General features: G+C 69.7%; 20 protein-coding genes and 2 pseudogenes. 18 read left to right on the top strand and 4 right to left on the bottom strand.

Annotated features, from left to right (window positions below):
- Nucleotides 1–3: 3 nt before the first annotated feature.
- Nucleotides 4–1,470 carry a glucuronate isomerase gene (gene uxaC / locus Rai3103_RS05155; protein ID WP_153571677.1) on the bottom strand — a complete coding sequence of 489 codons (1,467 nt, stop codon included), beginning with the start codon at nucleotides 1,468–1,470 and terminating at the stop codon, nucleotides 4–6.
- Nucleotides 1,471–1,673: 203 nt separating this feature from the next.
- Between uxaC and Rai3103_RS18170 the strand changes: the two genes are divergently transcribed.
- From Rai3103_RS18170 to Rai3103_RS17535, 7 genes and pseudogenes are all read left to right on the top strand, one after another.
- On the top strand, nucleotides 1,674–3,152 hold the full coding sequence (locus Rai3103_RS18170; protein WP_239022394.1) for a substrate-binding domain-containing protein: 1,479 nt from the start codon (nucleotides 1,674–1,676) through the stop codon (nucleotides 3,150–3,152).
- Entirely contained in the window at nucleotides 3,119–4,312 is a 1,194-nt protein-coding gene (locus Rai3103_RS17540) for a mannitol dehydrogenase family protein (RefSeq protein WP_239022393.1), read from the top strand. The genes Rai3103_RS18170 and Rai3103_RS17540 overlap by 34 nt, the downstream gene beginning before the upstream one ends.
- A 29-nt stretch (nucleotides 4,313–4,341) precedes the next feature.
- A pseudogene (locus tag Rai3103_RS18420) lies at nucleotides 4,342–5,097 on the top strand (PEP/pyruvate-binding domain-containing protein); the annotation flags it as partial.
- Between the two features lie 101 nt (nucleotides 5,098–5,198).
- Nucleotides 5,199–5,246, top strand: a pseudogene (locus tag Rai3103_RS18975) (hypothetical protein); the annotation flags it as partial.
- 33 nt (nucleotides 5,247–5,279) lie between these two features.
- Nucleotides 5,280–6,914, top strand: a complete 1,635-nt coding sequence (locus Rai3103_RS18970; protein WP_239022392.1) for a PEP-utilizing enzyme — start codon at nucleotides 5,280–5,282, stop codon at nucleotides 6,912–6,914.
- Entirely contained in the window at nucleotides 6,914–7,051 is a 138-nt protein-coding gene (locus Rai3103_RS05130) for a PEP-utilizing enzyme (protein WP_153571674.1), read from the top strand. The genes Rai3103_RS18970 and Rai3103_RS05130 overlap by 1 nt, the downstream gene beginning before the upstream one ends.
- The gene (locus tag Rai3103_RS17535) at nucleotides 7,048–7,773 is read left to right on the top strand and encodes a phosphoribosylanthranilate isomerase (protein ID WP_228489185.1); all 726 of its coding nucleotides are present in this window, start codon (nucleotides 7,048–7,050) and stop codon (nucleotides 7,771–7,773) included. The genes Rai3103_RS05130 and Rai3103_RS17535 overlap by 4 nt, the downstream gene beginning before the upstream one ends.
- A gap of 35 nt (nucleotides 7,774–7,808) precedes the next feature.
- Here the strand turns inward: Rai3103_RS17535 and Rai3103_RS05120 are convergent, their stop codons facing one another.
- A complete protein-coding gene (locus Rai3103_RS05120; RefSeq protein WP_153571673.1) occupies nucleotides 7,809–8,795 on the bottom strand; it encodes a sugar-binding transcriptional regulator in 987 nt (328 codons plus the stop codon).
- Nucleotides 8,796–8,973: 178 nt separating this feature from the next.
- On the opposite strand from Rai3103_RS05120, the gene Rai3103_RS05115 reads away from it, so the two are divergent.
- The 9 genes from Rai3103_RS05115 to Rai3103_RS05075 all read left to right on the top strand — a co-directional run bounded on the left by Rai3103_RS05115 (nucleotide 8,974) and on the right by Rai3103_RS05075 (nucleotide 18,909).
- Nucleotides 8,974–10,059, top strand: coding sequence for a zinc-binding dehydrogenase (locus Rai3103_RS05115; protein WP_153573614.1), 1,086 nt, complete (start codon nucleotides 8,974–8,976; stop codon nucleotides 10,057–10,059).
- 45 nt (nucleotides 10,060–10,104) lie between these two features.
- Nucleotides 10,105–11,508, top strand: coding sequence for an ABC transporter substrate-binding protein (locus Rai3103_RS05110; protein WP_228489184.1), 1,404 nt, complete (start codon nucleotides 10,105–10,107; stop codon nucleotides 11,506–11,508).
- A 47-nt stretch (nucleotides 11,509–11,555) separates the two neighbouring features.
- The gene (locus Rai3103_RS05105; RefSeq protein WP_153571672.1) at nucleotides 11,556–12,503 is read left to right on the top strand and encodes a carbohydrate ABC transporter permease; all 948 of its coding nucleotides are present in this window, start codon (nucleotides 11,556–11,558) and stop codon (nucleotides 12,501–12,503) included.
- Between the two features lies 1 nt (nucleotide 12,504).
- On the top strand, nucleotides 12,505–13,368 hold the full coding sequence (locus Rai3103_RS05100; protein WP_153571671.1) for a carbohydrate ABC transporter permease: 864 nt from the start codon (nucleotides 12,505–12,507) through the stop codon (nucleotides 13,366–13,368).
- Nucleotides 13,368–14,528: an ABC transporter ATP-binding protein gene (locus Rai3103_RS05095; RefSeq protein ID WP_153571670.1), complete on the top strand. Its 1,161-nt coding sequence runs from the start codon at nucleotides 13,368–13,370 to the stop codon at nucleotides 14,526–14,528. The genes Rai3103_RS05100 and Rai3103_RS05095 overlap by 1 nt, the downstream gene beginning before the upstream one ends.
- On the top strand, nucleotides 14,525–15,646 hold the full coding sequence (locus tag Rai3103_RS05090; RefSeq protein ID WP_153571669.1) for an ABC transporter ATP-binding protein: 1,122 nt from the start codon (nucleotides 14,525–14,527) through the stop codon (nucleotides 15,644–15,646). Before Rai3103_RS05095 ends, Rai3103_RS05090 begins: the two co-directional genes overlap by 4 nt.
- Before the next feature lie 107 nt (nucleotides 15,647–15,753).
- Entirely contained in the window at nucleotides 15,754–17,496 is a 1,743-nt protein-coding gene (locus Rai3103_RS05085; RefSeq protein WP_153571668.1) for a dihydroxyacetone kinase family protein, read from the top strand.
- Nucleotides 17,493–17,951 carry a ribose-5-phosphate isomerase gene (locus Rai3103_RS05080; protein ID WP_153571667.1) on the top strand — a complete coding sequence of 153 codons (459 nt, stop codon included), beginning with the start codon at nucleotides 17,493–17,495 and terminating at the stop codon, nucleotides 17,949–17,951. Before Rai3103_RS05085 ends, Rai3103_RS05080 begins: the two co-directional genes overlap by 4 nt.
- Nucleotides 17,952–18,192: 241 nt before the next feature.
- Nucleotides 18,193–18,909 (top strand): L-ribulose-5-phosphate 4-epimerase, encoded by a 717-nt coding sequence (locus Rai3103_RS05075; protein WP_153571666.1) that lies wholly within the window; start codon nucleotides 18,193–18,195, stop codon nucleotides 18,907–18,909.
- A gap of 140 nt (nucleotides 18,910–19,049) precedes the next feature.
- Here the strand turns inward: Rai3103_RS05075 and Rai3103_RS05070 are convergent, their stop codons facing one another.
- Nucleotides 19,050–19,904 (bottom strand): hypothetical protein, encoded by an 855-nt coding sequence (locus Rai3103_RS05070; protein ID WP_153571665.1) that lies wholly within the window; start codon nucleotides 19,902–19,904, stop codon nucleotides 19,050–19,052.
- 137 nt (nucleotides 19,905–20,041) lie between these two features.
- Nucleotides 20,042–20,569, bottom strand: coding sequence for a hypothetical protein (locus tag Rai3103_RS05065; RefSeq protein WP_153571664.1), 528 nt, complete (start codon nucleotides 20,567–20,569; stop codon nucleotides 20,042–20,044).
- Between the two features lie 305 nt (nucleotides 20,570–20,874).
- On the opposite strand from Rai3103_RS05065, the gene Rai3103_RS05060 reads away from it, so the two are divergent.
- Nucleotides 20,875–22,479 (top strand): APC family permease, encoded by a 1,605-nt coding sequence (locus tag Rai3103_RS05060; RefSeq protein ID WP_153571663.1) that lies wholly within the window; start codon nucleotides 20,875–20,877, stop codon nucleotides 22,477–22,479.
- A 61-nt stretch (nucleotides 22,480–22,540) separates the two neighbouring features.
- Nucleotides 22,541–23,425 carry an urea amidolyase associated protein UAAP1 gene (locus tag Rai3103_RS05055; protein ID WP_153571662.1) on the top strand — a complete coding sequence of 295 codons (885 nt, stop codon included), beginning with the start codon at nucleotides 22,541–22,543 and terminating at the stop codon, nucleotides 23,423–23,425.
- Nucleotides 23,426–23,496: the final 71 nt, after the last annotated feature.

Below are 23,496 nucleotides of genomic sequence, written 5' to 3'. Positions count from 1 at the left end.
TCGTCAGATCTGGTCACGGCGGGCGTAGGCCGCCTTCGGGAGGTGGTAGGCGAGGTCCTGCGCGGTCTCGACGGCTTCGTCCTCGCCCAGCCGGTGCTCGAGCACCAGGCGGGCGAGGAATCCGGCGTCGATCCGACGGAAGAGGTCGTGGCGGGCGGGGATGGAGGCGTACGCGCGGGTGTCGTCGACGAACCCCGAGGTGTTGTAGAAGCCGGCCGTCTCGGTGGCCGTCTCCCGGAAGCGGCGCATGCCCTCCGGGGAATCGATGAACCACCACGGCGCGCCGAGCTTCACCGCCGGGTAGACACCGGCCATCGGGGCGAGTTCGCGGGTGTAGACGGTCTCGTCGATGGTGAAGAGGATCATCCTGAACCGCGGATCAGTGCCGTACGCCTGGAGCAGCGGTCGCAGGGCTCGGGTGTACTCGACCGCGTGGGGGATGTCGAAGCCCTTGTCGAGGCCGTGCTGGGCGAACATGCCGTCGTGGTGGTTGCGCAGCACGCCGGGGTGCAGCTGCATAACCAGCCCGTCCTCGACCGACATCCCGGCGAACTCGAAGAGCATGTGCGCGGCGAAGGCGCGGGCCTCCTCGAGGGAGACCTGCTCTCCGGCCAGGGCGCGCGCGAAGAGCCGCTCGGCGGCGTGGCCATCCATCGGGGTGGTGTCGGCGAGGTCGTGACCGTGGTCGCTCGCCCGGGCACCGGCGGCGACGAACGCCCGGCGACGGGAGCGCAGCGCCTCGAGGAAGCCTGCGAAATCGCCGATCTCGATACCGGCGGCGACACCCAGGGCATCGACGGACCGACGCCAGCCGGCGCGATCCATGCACGCCACGGCGTCGGGCCGGAAGGTCGGCAGCACCCGCTCGCCGTAACCCTGCTCGGCGAGGCTGCGGTGGTGCGACAGGTCGCTGGAGGCGGCGTCGGTGGTCGAGATGACCTCGATGTTGAACCGGTCGAGCAGCGCCAGCGGGCGGAAGTCCGGATCGGCGACGACCGAGGCGATCCGGTCGTAGAGGGCATCGGCGGTCTCGGCGCTCGGCACCAGGTCGACCCCGAACACCTCGACCAGCTCGTGCTCCAGCCAGTAGCGCGACGGGGTGCCGCGGTAGAGCTTCCAGTTGGTGCAGAACGCCCGCCAGATCGTCCGCGGATCGGTCTCCACCGGGCCCCCGTCCAGGCGTGGGACGCCGAGCTCCGGAAGGGTCATTCCCTGGGAGACCAGCATCCGGGTGACGTAGTGGTCCGGGACGATCAGCAGCTGCGCCGGATCGGCGAACGGCTGGTCGGTGGCGAAGACCTCGGCCTCCACATGCCCGTGCATGCAGATCAGCGGAAGGTCCTTCGTCTGCGCGTAGATGGTGCGCGCGATGGCGCGCTGGTCGGGATCGACCGGCAATGCGCGGTCGGGGTGCAGCTCCAGCTTCTGGCGCGTGGCCGACGTCTGGGGCGTTGCGAGTTTCACAGCCATGGATCGGGCTCCTCGTTGAGACTGATGTAAACGGTTACATGCGCACCTGCCGACTGTCAAGGGCCGGCCGTTGGCGCCCTAAGTAGGAGTCCGTTCCTGGCGGGACGTGTGACGCTGTGGCGCAGAAGTCGTCACTGGCAGCCGTTGTGTAACCGTTTGCATTGCTGTTACAGTAAAGCTGCCGAACGACGGGAGGTGGACGCATGGGCGCGACACTGCGAGAACTGGCCAAGCTGGCCGGCGTGTCCGTGGCGACCGCGTCGCGGGCCTTCAATCAGCCCGACAAGGTCGAGGCAGCCACCCGCGAGCGGATCCTCGGGCTCGCCGAGGAGATCGACTACCGCCCCAATCGGGCCGCCCAGGCGTTGAGCACCGGGCGCAACGGCAGCCTCGGACTCGTCGTCCCCGACCTGAACAACCCCTTCTTCTCCGGCATCGTCAAGGGCGCCCAGGCGGGCGTCCGGGCCGCCGGCACCTCGCTGTTGATCGCCGACACCGACGAGGACCCCTCGGTGGAGCTGCGGCTTGCCGAGCAGCTGTCGCAACGGACGGACGCGATCATCCTCTGCTCCAGCCGGATGTCTGATGAGGAACTGGAGCGGATCCGCACCCTCTGCCCGGTCGTCCTGGTCAACCGGACGCATCCGAGCATCCCGGCGGTGCGGTTCGACTCCCGCCGGGGGGTCCAGGAGGCGGCCGCCCACCTGCGGGCCCTCGGGCACCACCGGGTCGCCTATGTCGCGGGCCCCGGCCACAGCTTCAGCAACCGCGCGCGGGAGTCCTCGCTCGCCGAAGAGTTCCCCGCCCAGGGCCTCGAGGTCATCACGGTCGGCCACTACGAACCGAACTTCGACGGCGGCCGCCGGGCCGCCGACGACGTGCTCGTGGCCGGGGTCTCCGCGGTGATGGTCTACAACGACGTGATGGCCCTGGGGCTGGTCGGCCGCCTGCTGGCGTACGGCCTGCGCGTCCCCGAGGACCTCAGCGTGATCGGCTGGGACAACATCGAGTTCGCCGAGATGTTCACCCCGCCCCTCACCACGGTCGACATGCCGCGGGAGGACGCCGGACGCTCGGCCGTCGAGTTCCTGCTCGCCCGGCTGGCCGGCGCGGTGGCAGATCCGCCGACCCTCGACACCCACCTGGTCTTCCGGCGCACCACGACGCGACCCCCGCAGACACCCCGCGCACCGCTGGCCGCGCGGTCCGACCCCGCACCCCAAGACCCCGCTCCCCAAGACCCCGCTCCCAGGACCCCGCTCCCCAGGATGGCGCCCTCACCGGCTGACCGTCCGACCCTCCGACTCCCTGCTACCACCCCTCAGGCCCCCGTGTCGCCGCACGGGTATCCACCGTGCCCACAGACCGCTGTGGCCGACAGAATCGAGATCACCATGGAACGACTCGGCAGAGCCGCCTTGTCCACCCGGTCCGCCGCTGACACCGTCATCCTCCCGCCGGCCGGTTGGGCCGGCCAGGACGTCGGCATCGTCCACTTCGGCATCGGCGCCTTCCATCGGGCCCACCAGGCCGTCTTCACCCAGGACGCCTTCGCCGCCACCGGCGACGACCGCTGGGGCATCTGCGGCGTCACCCAGCGCTCCGACGCGGTGCGCCGCCAACTCGCCCCCAGGACGGGCTGTACGGGGTGCTCGAACGCGCTGTCGGCCACACCGGGGTGAAGGTCGTCGGGAGCGTACGGGAGGTGCTGTTCCCCGCCGACGAGTTGGACGCCGTGCTCGCCCGGATCGCCGCCCCCACGACGCGGATCGTCACGCTGACCGTCACCGAGAAGGGTTATCGCCGCAACGCCGAGGGCGGACTCGATGTCACCGACCCCGTCGTCGCCGCCGATCTGACCGGTGGCCGGCCCGCCAGCGCCGTGGGCCGCCTCGTCCGCGGCCTGCAGGCGCGGGCCGACCTCTGCGACCTCCCGCTCACCGTCGTCTGCTGCGACAACCTCACCGACAACGGCACCGTCCTGCGCCGGCTCGTCCTCGAGTTCTGTGACGCGCTTCCCGAGGGGGCGGACCTGCGCCGGTGGATCGGGTCCCACGTCACGTTCCCCTGCACGATGGTCGACCGCATCGTGCCCGCCACCACCGACGCCGACCGGGCACTGGGCCGGGAGGTGCTCGGTCTCGAGGATGACGGACTGGTGACCGCCGAACTCTTCAAGCAGTGGGTGATCGAGGACCGGTTCAGCGCCGAGCGCCCCGCCTGGGAACTGGTCGGCGCCCAGTTCACCGCCGACGTCGCGCCGTACGAGGCGATGAAGCTGCGGACGCTGAACGGCACCCACTCCACCCTCGCCTATCTCGGTGCCCTCCGCGGCTACCGGACCATCGCGGAGTCGGTGGCCGACCCGGAACTCCTCGACATCGCCCGTCGGCTGATCGCCGAGGACGTCATCCCGGTGCTGGAACGGCCGGACGGTGAGGACCTCGAGGCGTACGGCGAGTCGGTGCTCGAGCGCTTCGCCAACCCGGCCCTGGCCCACCGGACCACCCAGATCGCCATGGACGGCTCGCAGAAAATTCCGCTGCGCCTGCTCGAGACCGTACGCGACAACCTGGCCCGCGGCCACCAGCCGCACACGGCCCTGCTCGGGGTCGCCGCCTGGATGGCCTACCTCGCCTCCCCCCAGGGCAAGGGCGGGCTGGACCTGCCCATCGACGACCCGATGGCCGACTGCCTCGCCTCGCTCGTCCGCGGCCGTACGGACGCCGCCGGTGTCGTCGACCGGCTGCTCGGCCTCCAGGAGATCTTCGGCGACGACCTGCCACAGGTCGCGGCGGTGCGCGACGAACTGGTCGAGGACGTCGCGGGCCTCCTCGTCTGACTGCGGCCCGGGGGTGGGATGCTCGTCCCATGGCAGCATTCACGGTGCCCCTCGACGACGCGGACGCAACCCTCGCCATCGTCGGCGGCAAGGGACTCAACCTCATCCGGCTCACCCGTGCCGGCTTCGACGTGCCCGGTGGCCTCGTGATCACCACCGCCGCCTACACGGCGCACGTGACCGCCCACGCTCTCGGGCCGCTGATCGAACGGGCGCTGGAGGGCCTCGATCCGGCCGACGCGCCGGCCCTCGAGGAGGCGTCGGCGAGGATCCGGGCGGCCTTCGCCGCCGGGGCGATCCCGCAGGCCGTCCGCGAGGCGATCCTCGCCGCTGCCGGGGGTCTCACCGCGGTGCCCCTCGCCGTACGTTCCTCCGCGACCGCCGAGGACCTGCCGGACCTCTCGTTCGCCGGCCAGCAGGAGACCTACCTCAACGTCCTCGGCGCCGAGCAGTTGCTGCGTGCCGTAGTCGACTGCTGGTCGAGCCTGTGGACCGCCCGCGCCATCGGCTACCGGCTGCGCAGCGCCATCCCCAGTGAGGACGTCAGCCTCGCGGTGGTGGTCCAGGAACTGGTGGCGGCCCGCGCCAGCGGGGTGATGTTCACCGCCGATCCGTTGACCGGCCTGCGCGATCGTACGGTCATCGACGCCGTCGCCGGGCTCGGTGAGGCCCTCGTCTCCGGCCAGGTCGAGCCGGACCACTGGGTCGCCGATGCCGACGGCCGCATCCTCGAGCGCGCCCTGGGAGCCAAGGCGGTGACGACCGTGCCCACCCCCGGCGGGGGTGTCGAGACGGTGCCAGCCGTAACCGTGCCGACGTCAACCGCGCCCGCCGCCGGGGGCCGACCGGCGACGCCGCCCTCACCGACGAGCAGGTCGCCGCTCTGGTGGCGGTCGGCAGGAGGATCCAGGCCGAGTACGGGGCTCCGCAGGACATCGAGTGGGCGATCGGCGACGCGGGGATCCAGGTGGTGCAGACCCGCGCCATCACGTCCCTCTATCCGGTGCCCCCGGTGCGTGACCGGGACGCCCTGTGGTTCTCGGTGGGCGCCTTCCAGGGCATGCTGCGCCCGATCACCCCGATCGGCCGGGAGGCTCTGATCCGGTTGGCCTCGGGCGGGTCGGCGGCCTTCACCGGGGTGCCCGGCGACCCGGCGCGGCAGGGCTTCGTCGTCGTCGCGGGCGAGCGGCTCTGGGCCCGGATCGACGGGGTGCTCCGCCACCCGCTCGGCGCCCGGGTCCTGCCCGTCATGTTGTCCATCGGCGAACCGGGCACGGGCGCGATCATCCGCCGGTTGCAGGACGATCCGCGCTGGCAACCGGTCGAGGGGCGGCTGCGGCCCTCCGCGCTCGCCCCGGCCCGCCGGTTCGTCGGGGCGGTGGCCCGCGGCCTGCCGCTCAGCCTGCTCGCTCCGGGCCTACGTCGCCGCCGCTTCGACCGCTTCATCGCCGGCATGGTCGCCAGCGGGGCAGCCGCGCAGCAGGAGGCGTCGCGGCCGACGGATCCCTACGAACGCCTGGCCCGGCGCATCGACGCCGCGGAGGCGGCGCTCGAGGGGGCTCTGGCGAACGCCCTGCGGCGGTTCGCCCCGATGATGGCGCCGGGTGCCGGCATGATCGCGCTGCTCGGGCGGATCGCGGCGGCCGCCGGGCCGGAGGCGCAGCGGCTGGTGATGGAGGTCCAGCGCTCCCTGCCCGGCAATCCGACCACGGCGATGGATCTCGCGCTGTGGCAGGTGGCCGTCGCTGTCCGTCGGGACCCGGCCGCGCGAGCCCTCTTCCTCGACCGGGACGCCGACGAGCTGGCCCGGCTGTTCCAGGACGGCGCGTTGCCGGGCGCGGCCACCGCCGCCCTGCGTGGCTTCCTCGAGACGTACGGCATGCGGGGGGTCGCCGAGATCGACCTCGGCGCGCCGCGCTGGCGCGACCAGCCGGTCCAGGTGATGGCGACGCTGCGCAGCTACCTCACGATGGAGGATCCCGCGGTCGCCCCGGACGTCATCTTCACCGAGGGTCTGCGGACCAGCTGGGAGGCGGTCGACCGGCTCGTCGCCCTGCTGGCCGAGCACCGCCCCTGGCTGCCGGCGGGAGTCGTCTGGTTCGTGGCGACGCGGCTGCGGATCCTGCTGGGAGCCCGGGAGGTGCCCAAGTTCGCGCTCGTCCGGCTCCTCGGGCAGATCCGGGCCGGGCTGCTGGCCTCGGGGCGGGACCTGGTGGCGCTCGGACGGCTCGAACGGGCCGAGGACGTGGTGTTCCTCTACTTCCACGAACTGCGCGGCCTGGGCATCCACCCGGAGGAGGATCTCCGCGCCCGGATCGCGGACCGGCGGGCGGCGTACGACCGGGAGACACGACGACGCCAGGTGCCGCGCCTGATCGCCGGCGACGGCCGGACCTGGTATGAGGGGCTGGGGGAGGGCACCGAGGGGATCCTCGGCAGCCCGGTCTCCCCGGGAGTCGTCGAGGGCACCGTCCGGGTGGTGTTCGATCCCGCGACCGCGCACCTGGATCCCGGCGAGATCCTCGTCTGCCCCGGCACCGACCCCGCCTGGACGCCGCTCTTCCTGGCGGCGGGGGACTGGTCACCGAGGTCGGCGGTCTGATGACCCACGGCTCGGTGGTCGCCCGGGAGTACGGCATCCCCGCCGTCGTCGGCGTCCATCAGGCCACCACGCGGCTCGCCACGGGTCAGCGCATCCGGCTGGACGGTTCCACGGGGGTGATCGAGGTGTTGTCATGACCTGGATCGGGGTCAGTGGGCTGCGACACCCCGACGATGTCGCGCTGTGTTCGGGTCTGGGGGTGGATGCGCTGGGGTTCGTGGTCGGCTTCCCGGGGCGGGTGCCCTGGGACCTGTCGCTCGACGAGGCCGAGGAACTGGTGCTCGGAGTGCCGGAGACGGTGCAGCGGGTGGCGGTGGTCGGGGAGGATCCCGACCGGATCCTGGAGATCGCCCGTCGGTTGCGCCCCCGGATCGTCCAACTGCACGCCGACGAGCCGCCCGCCGTCACCCAGCGACTCGTCGAACTCCTGCACGGCCACGACATCGCCGTGATGAAGACGCTCCGGTTCCGGCGGGATGACGGGAGACCTGTCGGTCGCCATCCGCACCCGACCGACCCGCTCGCGGCGGCCCGGATCGTCGCGGCCACCGGAGTGGACCTGCTGATGGTCGACCTGGTCGGCGCCACGCCGCCGGTCCCCACCCGGCCGGCAGCGATGGCCTTGGCCCGGACGATCCGCGAGGGGGCCGGCGTACCGGTCGTCCTGGCCGTTGGGCTGCGCCCGGACACCGTCAGGGCGGCCATCGACGACGTCGGTCCGTACGGCGTCGACGTGATCACCGGGGTAGAGCGTGCCGGGCACCGGAAGGATCCGGCGAAGGTCGCCGCGTTCGTCCTCGCCGCGCGCGGCGGCGACGTGCCGGCCCCGGGGCCGGTGCAGGACTCCACCCCGCAGTAGCAGCCCGTCCCCTGGTCGGGAGGAGGCCGAAGCGGTCAGCGGCCGGCCGCCGCCGCCTCGAGCGCGGCGGCGGTGTCGGTGTCCGTGACGAGGTGGTTGAAGAAACCGGCGCGGGCCGCGGCGATGATCGAGCCGATCTTGTTGCGCCCGACCGCCACCGCGATCGCGTGGGGCACCTCGCGGAGCTCCTCCAGGCGCATCGCGATCAGCCGCTCATTGCTCTCCAGTTCGATGGGTGTGCCGTGCACGTCGTACGGGCGCGCATTGATGTCACCGACCGCCGAGCGCAGCCACCGGGGGTTGCCCTGGAAGGTGCTCGGCATGATGGTCCGGGTGAGCGGGGGTGCCCCCACCCCCAGCAGGGCGGCCTTCGCCGTCTGCCACAGGCCGAGCACCTCCTGGATGTGCGGATCACGCAGCAGTGACGAGTAGAGTTCGGCGCTCGGCAGAGCCGGGGCGTAGAGCAGGACGGGGCGCCCGTTCACCTTCATGGCCAGCCGGCGGGCGATCTCGTTCGTCTGGTAGGGACCCTCGGCCTCGAGCTGGCCGCCCACGGTCGGGGCGACGAGCACGCCGGGCAGCTGCGGCAGCGGGTGGTCGACCACCTGGTAGACGGTGACGCCGGAGGAGATCAGCAGCCCGTCGCCGGCGACGAGGGCGGCGTCCTCGAGGGCACGGCCCACACCGGGGGCCAGGACGGCGCCGACGTCGCGGCGCCCGACGGTGGGCGTGACGTAGACCTTGCGCAGTCCGAGGGCCTCCGCCAACCGACCGGCCAGCTCGGCGTCCTCCTCGAAGCGTGGCTCGCGGACCTCGATGGTGACGATGCCCGCCGCCCGGGCCTCGCTCAGCAACCGACTGACGGTAGGCCGGCTCACTCCCAGGGACTCGGCGATCTCCGCCTGGGTGGCGTTATCGACGTAGTAGGCCAATGCCGCCTGGTACAGGACGGCCGGGTCGAAGCGCCCGCGCGACGAGACCGACGAGCGCTGGCCCCGACTCGACCCCGAGTCATCACTCATGCCCAATCCCCTGTTCGTCGACATCCACGATGACGTCCTGCGGTGAGACTATCCCTTGAACGGGTGTTCAGCACAAGAGTTGCACAAAAGTGCTGGACAAATGTCGGAACACTTTCTAAGGTCTCTACAGACGGCGCAATGAGGCGCGTGTCCACCCATAGAGGGACGGAGTTCGATGGTGAACAACACACTTCCCGAGACGATGAAGGCAGTCATCAATCACGGGCCGCACGACTACCGGTTGGAGCAGATCCCTGTGCCGACCCGAGGACCCGGGGAGTTGCTCCTCAAGGTCGAGGCGGTGGGCATCTGCGCCAGTGACCTGAAGAACTGGGCAGGTGCGGCGAAGTTCTGGGGCGACGAGAACCGTCCCGCCTGGTCCGAGACCGAGTGTGTACCCGGCCACGAGATCACCGGCCGGATCATCGACCTCGACGACGAGGCGCGGGCGCACTGGGACGTCGAGCTCGACGACCGGGTGGTCCTCGAGCAGATCGTCCCGTGCTGGGACTGCCTCTACTGCGACAACGGTGACTACCACATGTGCGCGCCGCACATGATGTACGGCTTCAAGCGGGCCAACCCGGGCGGCATGGAGGAGTACATGACCGTCAGCACCAACTCCCTGGTGCACAAGATCAGCAAGGACATCCCGCCGGCCCACGCGGCCTTCGCCGAGCCGCTGTCCTGCGCCCTGCACGCCGTCGAGCGGGCCAACATCAAGTTCCGCGACGTCGTCGTGGTGGCGGGTGCCGGGCCGATCGGCCTGGGCATGATCGCCGGCGCGGTGGCCAAGTCGCCGGCCCAGATCATCGCCCTCGACATGGACCCGCGCAAGCTGGAGATCGCCAAGAAGACCGGCGCGACGATGACGATCAACATCGCCGAGCAGGACGCGGTCCAGGTGATCAAGGACCTCACCGGCGGCTACGGTGCCGACGTCTACCTCGAGGGCACCGGCCACCCGTCGGCCGTCCCCCAGGGCCTCAACCTGCTGCGCAAGCTCGGCACCTACGTCGAGTACTCCGTGTTCAAGGAGAACGTCTCGGTCGACTGGTCGATCATCTCCGACGACAAGGAGCTCGACGTCCTCGGCGCACACCTCGGCCCGCACTGCTGGCCGGCCGCCATCCGGCTGATCGAGGCCGGCAAGCTCCCGCTCGACGAGATCTGCACCCACCAGCTGCCGCTGGAGGACTTCCAGAAGGGTCTCGACATGGTCGAGTCCGGCAAGGAGTCCATCAAGGTCAGCCTGATCCCCTGATAACAGCACCCCCCTCTCGTTCCGGACAATGAAGTCGAGGACATCATGAATTCTCCGTTCAGCTCCCCCCTCAGCCGCCGCCGCGTTCTCCAGGGAATGGGCCTTGCCGCCACCGTCCCGGTGCTGTCCGCCTGTGTCGGGACAGGCCAGAAGTCCACCAACAATGGCGCCAACTCCGTCACCGGGTCGTTCGACTGGAAGAAGGCCCAGGGGACGACCATCAAGATCCTGCAGACCCCGCACGTCTACCAGCAGACCTACCAGCCGCTCTTCAAGGAGTTCACCGACCTGACCGGGATCACGGTGACCGCCGACCTGGTCCCCGAGGCCGACTACTTCACCAAGCTCAACACCGAGCTCGCCGGCAAGAGCTCGACCCACGACGTGTTCATGATGGGCGCCTACTGGGTCTGGCAGTACGGCCCGCCCGGGTGGCTCGAGGACCTGGACCCGTGGATCAACAACAGCGCGGCGACCGGGGCGGAGTTCGACTACAACGACTTCTTCGAAGGCCTGCGCACGTCGATGAAGTGGGACTTCAAGGTCGGCAGCGCGGCGGGTACCGGTGGCACGTACGCCCTGCCGTGGGGCTTCGAGCTGAACAACATCGCCTACAACAAGACGGTGTTCGACAAGAAGGGCATCAAGCCTGCCGAGACCTTCGACAACTTCATCCAGCTGGCCACCGACCTCACCGACCGCAAGAACGACCAGTACGGCATCGCCTTCCGCGGGTCGAAGTCGTGGGCGACCATCCACCCCGGTTTCATGACCCAGTACAGCCGGATGGGCGGCAAGGACTACGAGGTCCAGAACGGCAAGCTCACTGCCGTGATGAACTCCCCGACGGCCGTCGACTTCACCAAGAAGTGGGCCGACCTGGCCAAGGCCGCGGGCCCGACCTCCTGGACGACGTACGAGTACCCGAACTGCACCGGTGACCTCGGTGACGGCAAGGCGATGATGGTGTACGACGCCGACTCGGCGACGTACCCGAAGAACGTCAAGGGTGCGTCGAAGATGGCAGGCCAGCTCGCCTGGCACCAGGGCCCGGCCGGTCCCGGTGGCAGCCTGGCCACCAATATCTGGACCTGGGCGTGGGGCATGAACGCCAACTCGAAGAACAAGCTGGCCGCGTGGCTCTTCATGCAGTGGGCCTCCGGCAAGGACGCTATGAACAAGGCCGTGAAGTCGGGTGCGTTCGCGGACCCGGTGCGCACCTCGGTGTTCAACGGTTCGTTCAAGCAGACCCTGGGGTCGTTCCCGGGTTACCTGGAGGCCTTCGAGGCCCAGGTGCCCCAGGCGAAGGTGCTCTTCACCCCGCAGAAGCGCTTCCTCGAGACGACTGAGGACTGGGCCGTCGCGCTGCAGAGCATCTACGGCGGTGCCGACGCGAAGTCGACGCTGGACTCCCTGGCCTCCTCCAACACCAACAAGGTGAACAGCTGACGCCTGCGCGTCGGCCGTTCCCAGGATCGGAAGGTCCTCAATCCACCATGAGCATCCGCCAACACGGGGCGATGCGCAGTGCTGACGACACGGTCGGTGGGCACCAGCCCCCGGCCGTGTCGCCTGCCAGGCGTAAGTGGCGTCCCTACATCCTGTCCATCCCGGCCACCATCATCCTGATCGGCATCCTGTACCCCTTCGTCCAGGGCGTCGGCTACACCTTCCTCAATTACCGGGCGACCGAGCCCAACCCGCACTTCATCGCCGTCGGCAACTACGTCGCGGTCTTCACCGACCCGCTCTTCTGGAGTTCGGTCCGGATCACCGGCACGTTCGCCATCGTGGCGACCGTCGTCGAGACCATCCTCGGGGTGATCATCGCGCTGCTGCTGAACCGGTCGAGCATGATCGGCAAGATCTTCGAGAAGGTGCTGATCCTCCCGCTGATGATCGCGCCGGTGATCGCCGCGGTGATCTGGAAGCTGATGTTCAACCCGCAGTTCGGCATCCTCAACCACATCTTCCGCCTCGGGTCGACGTACGACTTCCTCAGCGCCGACCGTGCGCTCTGGTCGATCATCCTGGTCGACCTGTGGATCTACACCCCGTTCGTCGCGATCCTCGTGCTCGCGGGCGTCCGGTCCCTGCCGCGGGAGCCCTTCGAGGCCTCCGCCGTGGACGGCGCCAACTGGTTCTACATGTTCCGGCGGCTGATGCTGCCGATGATGTGGCCGTACATCCTGGTCGCCGTCATCTTCCGGTTCATGGACTGCCTGAAGGTCTTCGACATCGTGTACGTGCTGACCCAGGGTGGTCCCGGCCACGCGACCAGCACCCTGCAGGTGAACGCGTACATCAACTCGATCATCAACTTCAACTACTCCGGCGGCGCCACGTACATGTTCATCCTGTGGATCATCGTGTACCTGACCGCCCAGCAGTTGGTGAAGCTCCTGGGTCGTGCCCAGGCCCGTGCTGCCGGATCGGAGGCGTGACATGGCACAGAAGGAATTGATGCCGGGCCAGAAGCGATTCACCGTCCCGGCGGTGATCGCGGACCTGGCGATCCTGGGCTGGTTCGTCTTCAGCCTCTTCCCCATCGTCTGGATGGTGATGCTGGCCCTGAAGACGCCGTCGGAGCAGACCACGACCTACTTCAAGTTCGCGCCGACCCTGGACAACTTCGTCACCGTGCTCACCGAGCGCGGCACGTTGCTGACCTCGGTCAACTTCCCGGCCGCCATCCTGTCCAGCACCATCAACTGCCTGGGCGCCGTGGTCATCTCGCTGCTCGTCGGCATCCCCGCCGCGTACGCTGCTGGCCGGTGGCGCTTCCGTGGGTCCGACAGCCTGATGTTCAACCTGCTGAGCTTCCGCTTCGCCCCCGAGCTGATGGTCATCGTCCCGCTGTTCGTGATCTACAACACGATCGGCCTGTTCGACACCTCTCTCGGCATGGTCTGGGTGCTGCAGTTGGTCACCATGCCCCTGGTGGTGTGGATCCTGCGCTCCTACTTCGAGGACCTTCCCGAGGACCTGGAGCAGGCGGCCCTGCTCGACGGCTACACCCGCCGGCGGGCCTTCACCATGGTGGCGCTGCCGCTGGTCCGGCCCGGTATCGCGGCCTCGGCCCTGTTGGCCTTCATCTTCGCCTGGAACAACTACATGTTCCCGCTGATCCTGACGAACTCGGGGTCGGTCACGGTCGCCATCACGAAGTTCCTCGGTGGCGGCGGACAGGCGTACTACAACCTGACGGCAGCGGCCGGCGTGGTGGGAGCCCTGCCACCGCTGATCCTGGCGCTCACCATTCAGCGTTACCTGGTCCAGGGCCTGAGCTTCGGGGCGGTGAAGGGCTGATGGGAACTCTCAAGATCCAGGACGTGACCAAGAAGTACGGTGACGTCACTGCCATCGACCATCTGACGATCGACGTGCGGGACGGCGAGTTCTTCGTCATCCTCGGTCCGTCCGGCGCCGGCAAGACGACCACCCTCAAGGCCGTCGCCGGTCTGGTCGAGATCGATGACGGCAGTGTGGAGATCGCCGGGGTCGACATGACCCAGGTGGAGCCGTACCACCGCAACGTGGCGATGGCGTTCGAGAGCTACGCGCTCTACCCGCAGAAGACCGTCGCCCAGAACCTGGCGTCCCCCCTGAAGTCGGGACGTCACGCGCACTATTCGGAGGAAGAGCGGAAGCGTCGGATCGACGATGTCACGACCACATTGGGTATCAACCACCTGCTCGACCGGTTCCCGAAGGAGCTGTCCAACGGTCAGCGCCAGCGCACCGCGCTGGGACGGGTGCTGGTCCGACCGGCCAGCATCTACCTCCTCGACGAACCGCTGTCCCACCTGGACGCGAAGCTGCGCGCGTCGATGCGCGCTGAACTCAAGGCGATCGCGTCCCAGTCGAACACCACGACTCTCTATGTGACCCACGACTACCAGGAGGCCCTGGCCCTGGCGGACCGCATCGCGGTGCTGCGCAAGGGCAGGTTCGTCCAGATCGGCACACCGGAGCAGATCTGGCGCGAGCCGGTCGACACCTTCGTCGCGAAGGCCGTCGGCCAGCCCGAGATCAACCTGGCCGAGGCAACCGTCAGCGGCGGCAGGGTCCGGGCACTCGGCGGGGCCGTCGAGTTCGCGGCGCCGGCCGAGTTGGGGCTCACCGAGGGGCAGGCGCTGCGCATCGGCATGCGCCCCAGCGAGCTGATGGTGAACCGTGAGGTGGCGCGCGAAGGCTGGATGCGGGTCGACGGCCGGATCCGTCTGACGGAGCGGCTCGGCCGCGACGTCGAACTGGACATCGAGGTCGGTGACGGGAACCTGATCGTCGTCGAGCGCGCCGACCGGGCCTACCAGGAGGGCGAAGAGGTGGTGCTCGACATCCACCTGCCGAACGTCCACCTGTTCGCGGGCGGCGCCGAGGGAGAGGACACCCCACGGATCGGATCCGCCCTGGGACGCACCGCGGCCGCCAGTCCCCAGGACATCGAGAAGGAGTTGGGCGAATGAGCGCCAAGGTCGACGAGCTGCGGGGCGGCGAGGCCCTGCCCCTGCGGCTCCGCAACGTTCGCAAGGTCTACCGCAGCGGCAAGAAGGGTGTCGAGGCCGTCAAGTCGATGGACCTCGACATCGAACCCGGCGAGCTGATCACCCTGCTCGGCCCGTCCGGCTGTGGCAAGACCACGACGCTGCGGATGGTCGCCGGCCTGGAGACCATCACCTCGGGTGACGTCTTCATCGGCACGACCCGGGTCAACGACCTCCCCCCGAGCAAGCGCAACGTGGGCGTCGGCTTCGAGAGTTACGCCCTCTACCCGCCGCTCAACGTCCGGGAGAACCTGGCGTACGGTCTGAAGGCCGGCAAACGGGTGGCCGATCCGGACAAGACGGTGGACGAGCTCGCGGACCGCCTGGAGATGCACGACCTGCTGGACCTGCGGCCGGCCTCCCTCTCCAGTGGCCAGAAGCAGCGCGTCGCGCTGGCCCGGGCCCTGATCCGCAAGCCTCCCGTGCTGCTGCTCGACGAGCCGCTGGGTCACCTCGACGCGTCGGCCCGCCAGCACGTGCGTCGCGAGCTCAAGCTGCTGCAGAGGCAGTTCGGCTACACGACGATCGTGGTCACCCACGACCAGTTGGAGGCGATGACGCTGTCGGACCGGATGGCCGTGATGGACGCCGGCATCATCCAGCAGTTCGGCACCCCCGACGAGATCTTCGACGATCCGGCGAACCTCTTCGTGGCCGACTTCGTCGGCGAGCCGAGCATCAACCTCTTCACCGCCACGGTCGTCCGCGACGGGGGCCGGACCATGATCCGGGTCGGGAACGACGTCCTGGAGACTGCGGCACAGAACGCCCCCGACGGCGCCGAGGTGACCGTGGGTATCCGTCCCCAGGACTGCACGATGAAGAACGTGACGAGGGGACTCAGCGGCTCGATCTTCGTCTACGAGGACCTGATGGAGCACGGCATCGCCCGGGTCAACCACCCGGCCGTCCCGGACAAGCCCCTGGTCGTCCAGACCCCCGCCGAGCTGCAGCTCGAGACCGGCCAGTCGGTGACCTTCTCGGCGCCGCCGAAGCGGGTCTACCTGTTCGACAAGGACAGCGGAGACCGCATCCGCTGAGCCATCTCACGGCCCGGAGCGGCCGGTGGGCGGGCCACATCCACCCACCGCGCCGGCCGCCCGGCCGGTCATCCTCGCGATGAGCAAGCGAGCGAAAGGACTGCGCAATGACTCATCTGTTCAACAATCCCGACACCTTCATGGAGGACGCCCTCGACGGCTTCTGTGACGCCTTCTCCCGCTACGTGGTGCAGGTCCCCGGTGGCGTCGTCCGCCGAGCCGCGACCCCGGAGGGCAAGGTGGCCGTCGTCGTCGGTGGCGGCTCGGGGCACTACCCGGCCTTCTGCGGGGTCGTCGGCGACGGCTTCGCGGACGGGGCGGTGGTAGGCAACATCTTCACCTCGCCCTCGACCGAGGACGCCTACAACGTGGGTCGGGCCGCGCAGAACGGCGGCGGCGTCTTCTTCATCACCGGCAACTACGCCGGTGACGTGATGAACTTCAACCTCGCCCAGGACCGGCTCAACGCCGAGGGCATCGAGACACGCAACCTCTATGTCACCGACGACGTGGCCAGTGCCCCGATCGCCGAGATCGCGAAGCGGCGCGGCATCGCCGGAGACTTCGTCGTCTTCAAGGTGGCCGGTGCCGCCGCCGACGAGGGTGCCGACCTGGCCGAGGTCGAACGGCTCGCGGCGAAGGCCAACGACCGCACCCGCACCATGGGCGTCGGCCTCGACGGCTGCACCATGCCAGGCGCGTCCGACAAGCTGTTCCACGTCCCGGCAGGACGGATGGGTGTCGGTCTGGGCATCCACGGGGAGCCCGGGATCGCGGAGAGCGATCTGCTCCCCGCCCGGGACCTCGGGCTGCTGCTGCTTGAGCGGGTCCTGGCGGAGGAGCCGGCCGACTCGACCAAGCGGGTCGGCGTCATCCTGAACGGACTCGGCGCCACCAAGTACGAAGAGCTCTTCGTGGTCTGGAAGACCGTCGCGGCCGAGTTGGCCGAACGCGGCTACACGGTCGTCGACCCCGAGGTCGGGGAACTGGTCACCAGCCTCGACATGGCCGGCATCTCGCTGACCCTGGCCTACCTCGACGACGAACTCGAGAAGTACTGGACCGCACCCGCGGACACCCCCGCCTACAAGAAGGGCGCGGTGGACCGTCACGACGCGCCGGAACGCGACCTCTCCTCGCTGGTCTCCAGCGGCGACGCCGTACGTGAGGGCAGTGAAGCCTCCCGGGCAGCGGCTGGCGTCGCCGTGGCGGCGCTGGCGGCGATGGATGCCAAGATGCGGGCCGAGGAGGACGAACTGGCCCGGATCGACGCTGTCGCCGGTGACGGCGACCATGGCCGCGGCATGGTCCGCGGCGTGGGCCACGCCCTGGAGGCCGCCCGCACGGCGGCTGACGCAGGCGGCGGCGTACGGTCCGTGCTCGGTGCGGCCGGCGAGGCCTGGGCCGGCAAGGCCGGTGGGACCTCCGGGGTACTGTGGGGCCGAGCCCTGCAGGCGTTCGGCGAGGCGCTCGGTGACGACACCGAGGCGTTCGCCCCGACCGACGTCGTGGCGGGGGCGAGGGCCTTCCTCGACTCGATGCTGACCCTCGGCAAGGCGCACGTCGGCGACAAGACGATGCTCGACGCGCTGGTCCCCTTCGTGGACGGGCTCGAGAAGGAGGTGGCCGCCGGACGGTCCCTCACCGAGGCCTGGACGGATTCCGCCCAGGTCGCCGTAGAGGCCGCGGCCGCGACGGCCGCCCTCGCGCCGAAGGTCGGGCGCGCCCGACCCCTGGCAGAACGCAGCATCGGGACCCCCGATGCGGGTGCGACGTCCCTGGCGATGTGCGCCGTGGAGGTCGCCACCGTACTGGCGAGCCGCAAGGCTCAAGGAGGTGAACAGGTATGACGGAGAAGTACCGCGTGGTGGTCGGCGCCGATGACGCCGGCTACGACTACAAGGAACGCATCAAGGCGGACCTGGAGAAGGACGAGCGCGTCGCGGAGGTGATCGACGTCGGCGTGGACTCCGAGCAGTTGACGGACTACCCCCACATCGCCGTCGATGCGGCCCGCAAGATCGCCGAGGGCGAGGCTGACCGCGGTCTGCTGATCTGCGGCACCGGTCTCGGGATGGCGATCAGCGCGAACAAGGTCCATGGCGTACGGGCGGTCACCGCCCACGACTCGTACTCCGTGGAGCGTTCGGTGCTCAGCAACAACGCCCAGGTGCTCTGCATGGGCCAGCGGGTCGTCGGCATCGAACTCGCCCGGCGGTTGGCCAAGGAGTGGCTCGGCTACACCTTCGACGAGGGCTCGCCGTCGGCGACGAAGGTGGCCGCCATCAACTCGTACGACTGCTGATCACCCACCTGCCGATCGACGGGACGTCCCAGCGGGACGTCTCGACGGGTCGGCTGAGACTCCCGGTCCCTGACCGGGAAGCACCTGCCCCGGGTTCGGATCCCCCCACCCGGACCCGGGGCCGGTGTCAACCTCCATCGACGACCACGACGCCCGACGACCACGATTCCCACCACCACGATTCCGACCACCACGATTCCCACCACCACGATTCCGACCCCTCGACATTGGGATGGCGCAGATGACTGAACTCGACTCACTGCCGGACGACGTCCGGCAGGCCGTGGCGGAGACCCGTGAGCGGGTGGCCGCCCTGCACGCCGAACTGCCCCGCTGGGGCCTGGTGTCCTGGACCGCCGGCAACGTCTCGGAACGGGTGCCGGGTGCGGATCTCTTCGTGATCAAACCGTCCGGAGTGACGTACGACGCCCTGGCGCCGGAGCGGATGGTGGTCTGCAGGATGGACGGGACCAAGGTCGAGGATTGGACCTCGACCGGGCTGAACCCCTCCTCCGACACCGCCGCCCATGCGTACGTCTACCGGCACATGCCGGCCGTCGGTGGGGTCGTGCACACCCATTCCACGTACGCCACCGCCTTCGCGGCCCGGGGTCAGGAGATCCCGTGCGTTCTCACCATGGTGGCGGACGAGTTCGGTGGCCCGATCCCGGTCGGGCCCCTGGCGATCATCGGCGACGACTCGATCGGGCGCGGGATCGTCGAAACGCTCGAGGGCCAGCGCTCACGGGCCGTTCTGATGGCCCAGCACGGGCCCTTCACCATCGGTGCCGACGGCCGCGACGCGGTCAAGGCGGCGGTGATGTGCGAGGAGGTCGCGCGCACCGTCAGCATCGCCCAGCTGAAGGGCCCGGTCGCGCCCCTCCCGCAGGACATGATCGACAAGCTCTGGTACCGCTACCAGAACGTCTACGGCCAGCACGCCGAGGGCGCGTCGTGAGCGCCGCGGAGGCCAGCGGCCTTCACTGAGGGGAACAGGACGTCGTACGGCGCCTCCGAGAGGCCACGCCTCGCCCCGTGACGGGGGCGCCGTACGGCTTTTCCGGGGGCTGAGGCTCCCGGGGCTCAGGCTCCTCGGGCTCAGGCTCCGGGGGTCATCGTGGCCGCCTTGTGGTCGGCGAACCGCGTCAGGGCCTCCTGCTGCGCTCCGAAGAGCGCCGACACGATCGCGAAACCCGGCACCGTCATCGGGTCGCCGGTGATGCCGCCGCTGATCCCCGCGGCGACCACCACGAGCCCGACGACCGCCGACCAGGCGCCGGTGATCACCTTCAACGTGGCCTGTTCCCGGGCCGTGTTGAACGGGGAGATCTGCTGGGGCATCTGGGACAACGACGGGACCGCGCTGAACAGGGCGCCGATGCCGCCCATCCCGAAGGCCAGCAGGAGGGCCGGCAGCATCGCGAGGCCGTCCGGGCGGGGGATGAGTGCCTCGGCACCGGGAACGGCCGAGACGCCGGCCACGGTGACGACCGCGAGCACGATGAGCAGGATCGTGATCCCGCGCAGCTGGTTGCGGAACCCGCGTTGGGCCTGGTGCATCTGGTCACTGAGAAGGTGCGCGGCCACCGTGACCCGGACGGTGAGTTCGCGCAGCTGGGTCAGGTCGGGGGCCGGGGCGGCGAGGGCTTCCCGCAGGGCCGCCAGCCGCGGGTCGGTGGCCGCGACGCCGACGGACACGGCGTGGGCGAGTTCGGTCAGGGCGTCGGCGCGGAGCACGCCGGCGTCGTGCGAGGAGGCGCGGACGAGGTTCTCCTCGGCCAGGCGCAGCTGCGACCAGGCCGCCTCGATCTGGCTCCCGGTCCACCACTCCAGGGGATTCAGGCCGTCCTCGGCCAACCCGGCGGCAGTCGCCAGGTAGTTCCTGGCCCGGTTCAGCAGCAGCGCGTCCTCCGGCGCCGCGCTGTCCTGCCGGGACTCGATCTCCGTCGTCATCCGGCCGACGCGCGTCAAAACGTCCTGCCGCCAGACGCCGGGCCTCACCGCCATCGTCATGACCTGGCCTGCACCTTCGTCGCTACAGATCCCGATATCAGTTCAGCGTCGCGGCATTCCGCGCCGCGCCGCGGTCGTCACAGACACCCACCGCGCCACCGGGCGTACAGCGGGGGACCGACGGGCAGACCGGCGGGTGGGTTCACGAGGATGCGACCGCTGTCGCGGGTCCACTTGTCCTCACACGCCAGGACGGCGTCGTCATCGGTGCCGTTCCCGCCGATCCAGAGATCGATGTGGCGCTTTCCGCCGGACCAATCGCTTTCACATTCCACGCATTGGTCTTCCATGATGTAGTACAGGTGGAAAGCGGGGACGTAGATCCTCGTCCCGACCGGGAACTCCCTTTCATCACTGGCGAATGTCCGCGGATTCGAGTAAGTACCGCGCCCCCCGGCGGACGAGTGGATCACCGGGTAGGCGATCAGGTTGCCGCCGTGCACCTCCTCGGTTTCGCCGCTGTTGTCCGGCCATCCGTACTGGGTGATGTAGGCATGGGTGGAATACGTCTGGGCCGCCTCCGCGGCCGAGGCGGCCTGGGGTGGAACGGCGAGGAGGAGCGAGGCGGCCAGGGCGGCCACTCCCACTGCGGTGTGCTTGATCACTGTCGCACCAACCCTCGGTCATCGGGGTGGCGCCAGAAATCCGCCCCGTTCTTAGTGGGTGGGCCCCCCGCCCTGTCCTTTGTCTGAATTGTCGCCCCTTGATGGAGCCAGCGCCAAGCCCCTCTTGCACACCTGGACCCCTCCTGGCACCCGCGCCGGTCGAGTCGCTCGGACACGTGATCGTCATCCGCGCGCCCCACCGGTTACAGAGCTGTCACCCCGGCGAAACCACCGCCGCCTCCCGGGCCACAACGATGGGTCCCAGGTATCTGTCGCTCGACAGATAATGAGCAAGAGGGGCAGCCATGGCCACCACCACCGCGGGCTTCGTGCCCGCACAGGCCGAACCCGAGGACCTCGCCCGGTTCGGGTACCGGCAGGAACTCCACCGCAGTGTCGGAAGCTTCTCGTCCTTCGCGGCGGGATTCTCCTTCGTCTCCATCCTCACCACCGTCTTCCAGCTCTTCGCCTTGGGGTTCGGCTTCGGCGGCGCAGCGTTCTTCTGGACCTGGCCGCTCGTCTTTCTCGGCCAGTACCTCGTCGCACTCAACTTCTCCACCCTCGCCGCGCGGTTCCCGATCTCCGGGGCGATCTTCCAGTGGTCCTCCCGGCTGGGCGGCCAGACCCTCGGCTGGTTCACCGGCTGGCTGATGATCATCGGCCAGATCCTCACGGTCGCCACCGCGGCGATCGCCCTGCAGGCGGTCCTACCGGCCATCTGGTCCGGCTTCCAACTCGTCGGCGGCCCGGGCGCCGACGCGGCCCCCACCTCCGCCACCGGGGCGGCGAACGCCGTTGTGCTCGGGGTGTGCCTCCTCGTCGTGACGACCGTCATCAACGTCGTCGGCGTCCGCGTGATGGCGCTGGTGAACTCCACCGGCACAGTGCTCGAGATCGTCGGGGTCGTCGCGATCGTCGCGGCGCTGCTGTTCCACGCCCACCGGGGCCCCGCGATCCTGTTCACCGCCACCGGGGCCAACCTCGCACCCGGGTCGTCCGTGCTCTCCGCCTGGCTCGCGTCCGGCCTGATGGCGGCGTACGTCATGGTCGGCTTCGACTCTGCGGGCGAGCTGTCCGAGGAGACGACGACGCCGCGGCGCACCACACCTCGGACGATCTTGCGGGCCCTGTGGGTCTCCGGGATCGGCGGCGGGCTGCTCATCATGGGCGCCCTCTTCGCGGCCCCCAGCCTCACCGACGGCAACCTCGCCACCGGTGGTCTGCCCTGGGTCCTCAACGAGGTGCTCGGGCCTGTCGGTGGGCGCATCCTGCTTGCCGACGTGGCCATCGCGGTCTTCTCCTGCACCCTGGCGGTGCAGACCTCCGGTTCTCGGATGATGTTCTCGATGGCCCGGCAGAAGGCCCTGCCCTTCCACCGCGCGCTGTCCATGGTCTCCCCCCGGACGGGCACCCCGATCGTCTCCTCGATCGTCGTCGGTGTGCTGGCCGCGCTCGCCCTGGCGGTCAACCTGCACCAGACCGCCATCTTCACCGCCCTGGCCAGCCTCTGCATCGCGATGATCTACCTGGCCTACCTGGGTGTGACCGTCCCCCTGCTCATCGCCCGTGTCCGTGAGGCCCGGCTCGGGCTCGGCACCGTGGAGGAACTCGACGAGACCGGACGGCCGCTGTTCTCCCTGGGCCGCTGGGGCATCCCGGTCAACGTCCTCGCCGTCGCCTACCAGGTCGTCGCGGTGGTCAACCTCGCCTGGCCGCGGGCCGCCGTCTACGACCTCACCGGCGGCACCTGGTGGCTGCAGTGGAGCGCGGTGCTGTTCATCGGCCTCTGCCTGGTCGTCGGCGTGCTCGTCCACCGGCGCCTCCACCCGCACGCCACCCGCATCCCGCTGGCCGCCGTCCACGCCCGTGGACAGGTCGAGGTCGCCGAGCCCGTCGCCGACCTCGCCTGACCCGCCACCTCATCCGTCCATCCCCACACGTACGTCCCGACCCACCCTAGAGGGGATCCCCATGACCGCAGTGACCCACGACCAGCCTGGCCCTCAGGCACTCAGCCCCCAGGAGGAACACCGCACCGATACCGTCCTGGCAGCGCGTGACGACGCACGCGGCCGGACCGGGCGGCGCGCCGAGGCCATGCCGTATCTGCCGGCCGCCTCCTCGCCGTACGTCCCGGCCGGGGTCGACCCGGAGGGTCTGGTCTGGGCCGAGACGGTCGCGGGGGGCAACTACACCCACAAGGTCGTGGCGGCGGGGACGCACGTACGGCTCGAGGATGTCGAGGGCACCGCCTGCGCGCACCTCCTGTTGTTCAACGCGCTGGAGCCCTGGGAGCGGCTGAACGTCGCGGACACGATGAAGATTCCCTGGCAGGCCTACCTCGGAGCTGGACATCCGCTGCTCTCCGGGGACGGGCGGGTGCTGGCGACCCTGGTGGCCGACGACTCCGGTCACCACGACGGCTTCTGCGGCTCGTTGTCGGATGCGGCAGCCATCGCCAAGTACGGCGCCTGCGCCCCGGAGAGCGCGTCGCCCTCCGGGCGGTCCCTGTTCACCCTGGCAGCCGCGAAGCATGGCCTGACGCCTCGGGACCTGCCGCCGAGCGTCTCCTTCTTCCAGGGCGTACGCGTCGAGGAGGACGGGACGCTGACCTTCACCGGGTCGGCGGGCGCCGGCCGCAGCGTCGAACTCGTGGCGGAGATGCCCCTCATCGTGCTCGTCGCCACCTCCCCGCACCCGCTGGACCCGCGCCCGGACTACACCAACGGGATGCTCCGGGTGCACGCCTGGCGCGGCGCCCCCACCGCCGCGGGTGACCCCCTCCGGGACACCTCGCCCGAGATCCACCGGGCCTACCTGAACACCGCCGACTACCTGACCGCGCGAGGACTGTGACATGACCACTGCCACCATCGTGGACGCCATGGGCCGTACGCCCACCTGCCCTCTCCCGCTCGGTGAGGTGC

It is taken from the genome of Raineyella fluvialis, from assembly GCF_009646095.1.
Lineage (GTDB): Bacteria > Actinomycetota > Actinomycetes > Propionibacteriales > Propionibacteriaceae > Raineyella > Raineyella fluvialis.
The sequence above is the reverse complement of the archived record's forward strand: the minus strand, read 5'-3'. Positions and strand labels throughout refer to the sequence as shown.

What these genes read in the sequence shown, in the direction of transcription:
- Rai3103_RS05100 (WP_153571671.1), top strand. Translation starts at nt 12,505, where the DNA reads ATGGCACAGAAGGAATTGATGCCGGGCCAGAAGCGATTCACCGTCCCG.
- Rai3103_RS05120 (WP_153571673.1), bottom strand. Translation starts at nt 8,795, where the DNA reads ATGAGTGATGACTCGGGGTCGAGTCGGGGCCAGCGCTCGTCGGTCTCG.
- Rai3103_RS18170 (WP_239022394.1), top strand. Translation starts at nt 1,674, where the DNA reads ATGGGCGCGACACTGCGAGAACTGGCCAAGCTGGCCGGCGTGTCCGTG.
- Rai3103_RS17535 (WP_228489185.1), top strand. Translation starts at nt 7,048, where the DNA reads ATGACCTGGATCGGGGTCAGTGGGCTGCGACACCCCGACGATGTCGCG.
- Rai3103_RS05130 (WP_153571674.1), top strand. Translation starts at nt 6,914, where the DNA reads ATGACCCACGGCTCGGTGGTCGCCCGGGAGTACGGCATCCCCGCCGTC.
- Rai3103_RS05095 (WP_153571670.1), top strand. Translation starts at nt 13,368, where the DNA reads ATGGGAACTCTCAAGATCCAGGACGTGACCAAGAAGTACGGTGACGTC.
- Rai3103_RS05105 (WP_153571672.1), top strand. Translation starts at nt 11,556, where the DNA reads ATGAGCATCCGCCAACACGGGGCGATGCGCAGTGCTGACGACACGGTC.
- Rai3103_RS05085 (WP_153571668.1), top strand. Translation starts at nt 15,754, where the DNA reads ATGACTCATCTGTTCAACAATCCCGACACCTTCATGGAGGACGCCCTC.
- Rai3103_RS05110 (WP_228489184.1), top strand. Translation starts at nt 10,105, where the DNA reads ATGAATTCTCCGTTCAGCTCCCCCCTCAGCCGCCGCCGCGTTCTCCAG.
- Rai3103_RS05060 (WP_153571663.1), top strand. Translation starts at nt 20,875, where the DNA reads ATGGCCACCACCACCGCGGGCTTCGTGCCCGCACAGGCCGAACCCGAG.
- Rai3103_RS05070 (WP_153571665.1), bottom strand. Translation starts at nt 19,904, where the DNA reads ATGACGACGGAGATCGAGTCCCGGCAGGACAGCGCGGCGCCGGAGGAC.
- Rai3103_RS05075 (WP_153571666.1), top strand. Translation starts at nt 18,193, where the DNA reads ATGACTGAACTCGACTCACTGCCGGACGACGTCCGGCAGGCCGTGGCG.
- Rai3103_RS05080 (WP_153571667.1), top strand. Translation starts at nt 17,493, where the DNA reads ATGACGGAGAAGTACCGCGTGGTGGTCGGCGCCGATGACGCCGGCTAC.
- Rai3103_RS05055 (WP_153571662.1), top strand. Translation starts at nt 22,541, where the DNA reads ATGACCGCAGTGACCCACGACCAGCCTGGCCCTCAGGCACTCAGCCCC.
- Rai3103_RS05090 (WP_153571669.1), top strand. Translation starts at nt 14,525, where the DNA reads ATGAGCGCCAAGGTCGACGAGCTGCGGGGCGGCGAGGCCCTGCCCCTG.
- uxaC (WP_153571677.1), bottom strand. Translation starts at nt 1,470, where the DNA reads ATGGCTGTGAAACTCGCAACGCCCCAGACGTCGGCCACGCGCCAGAAG.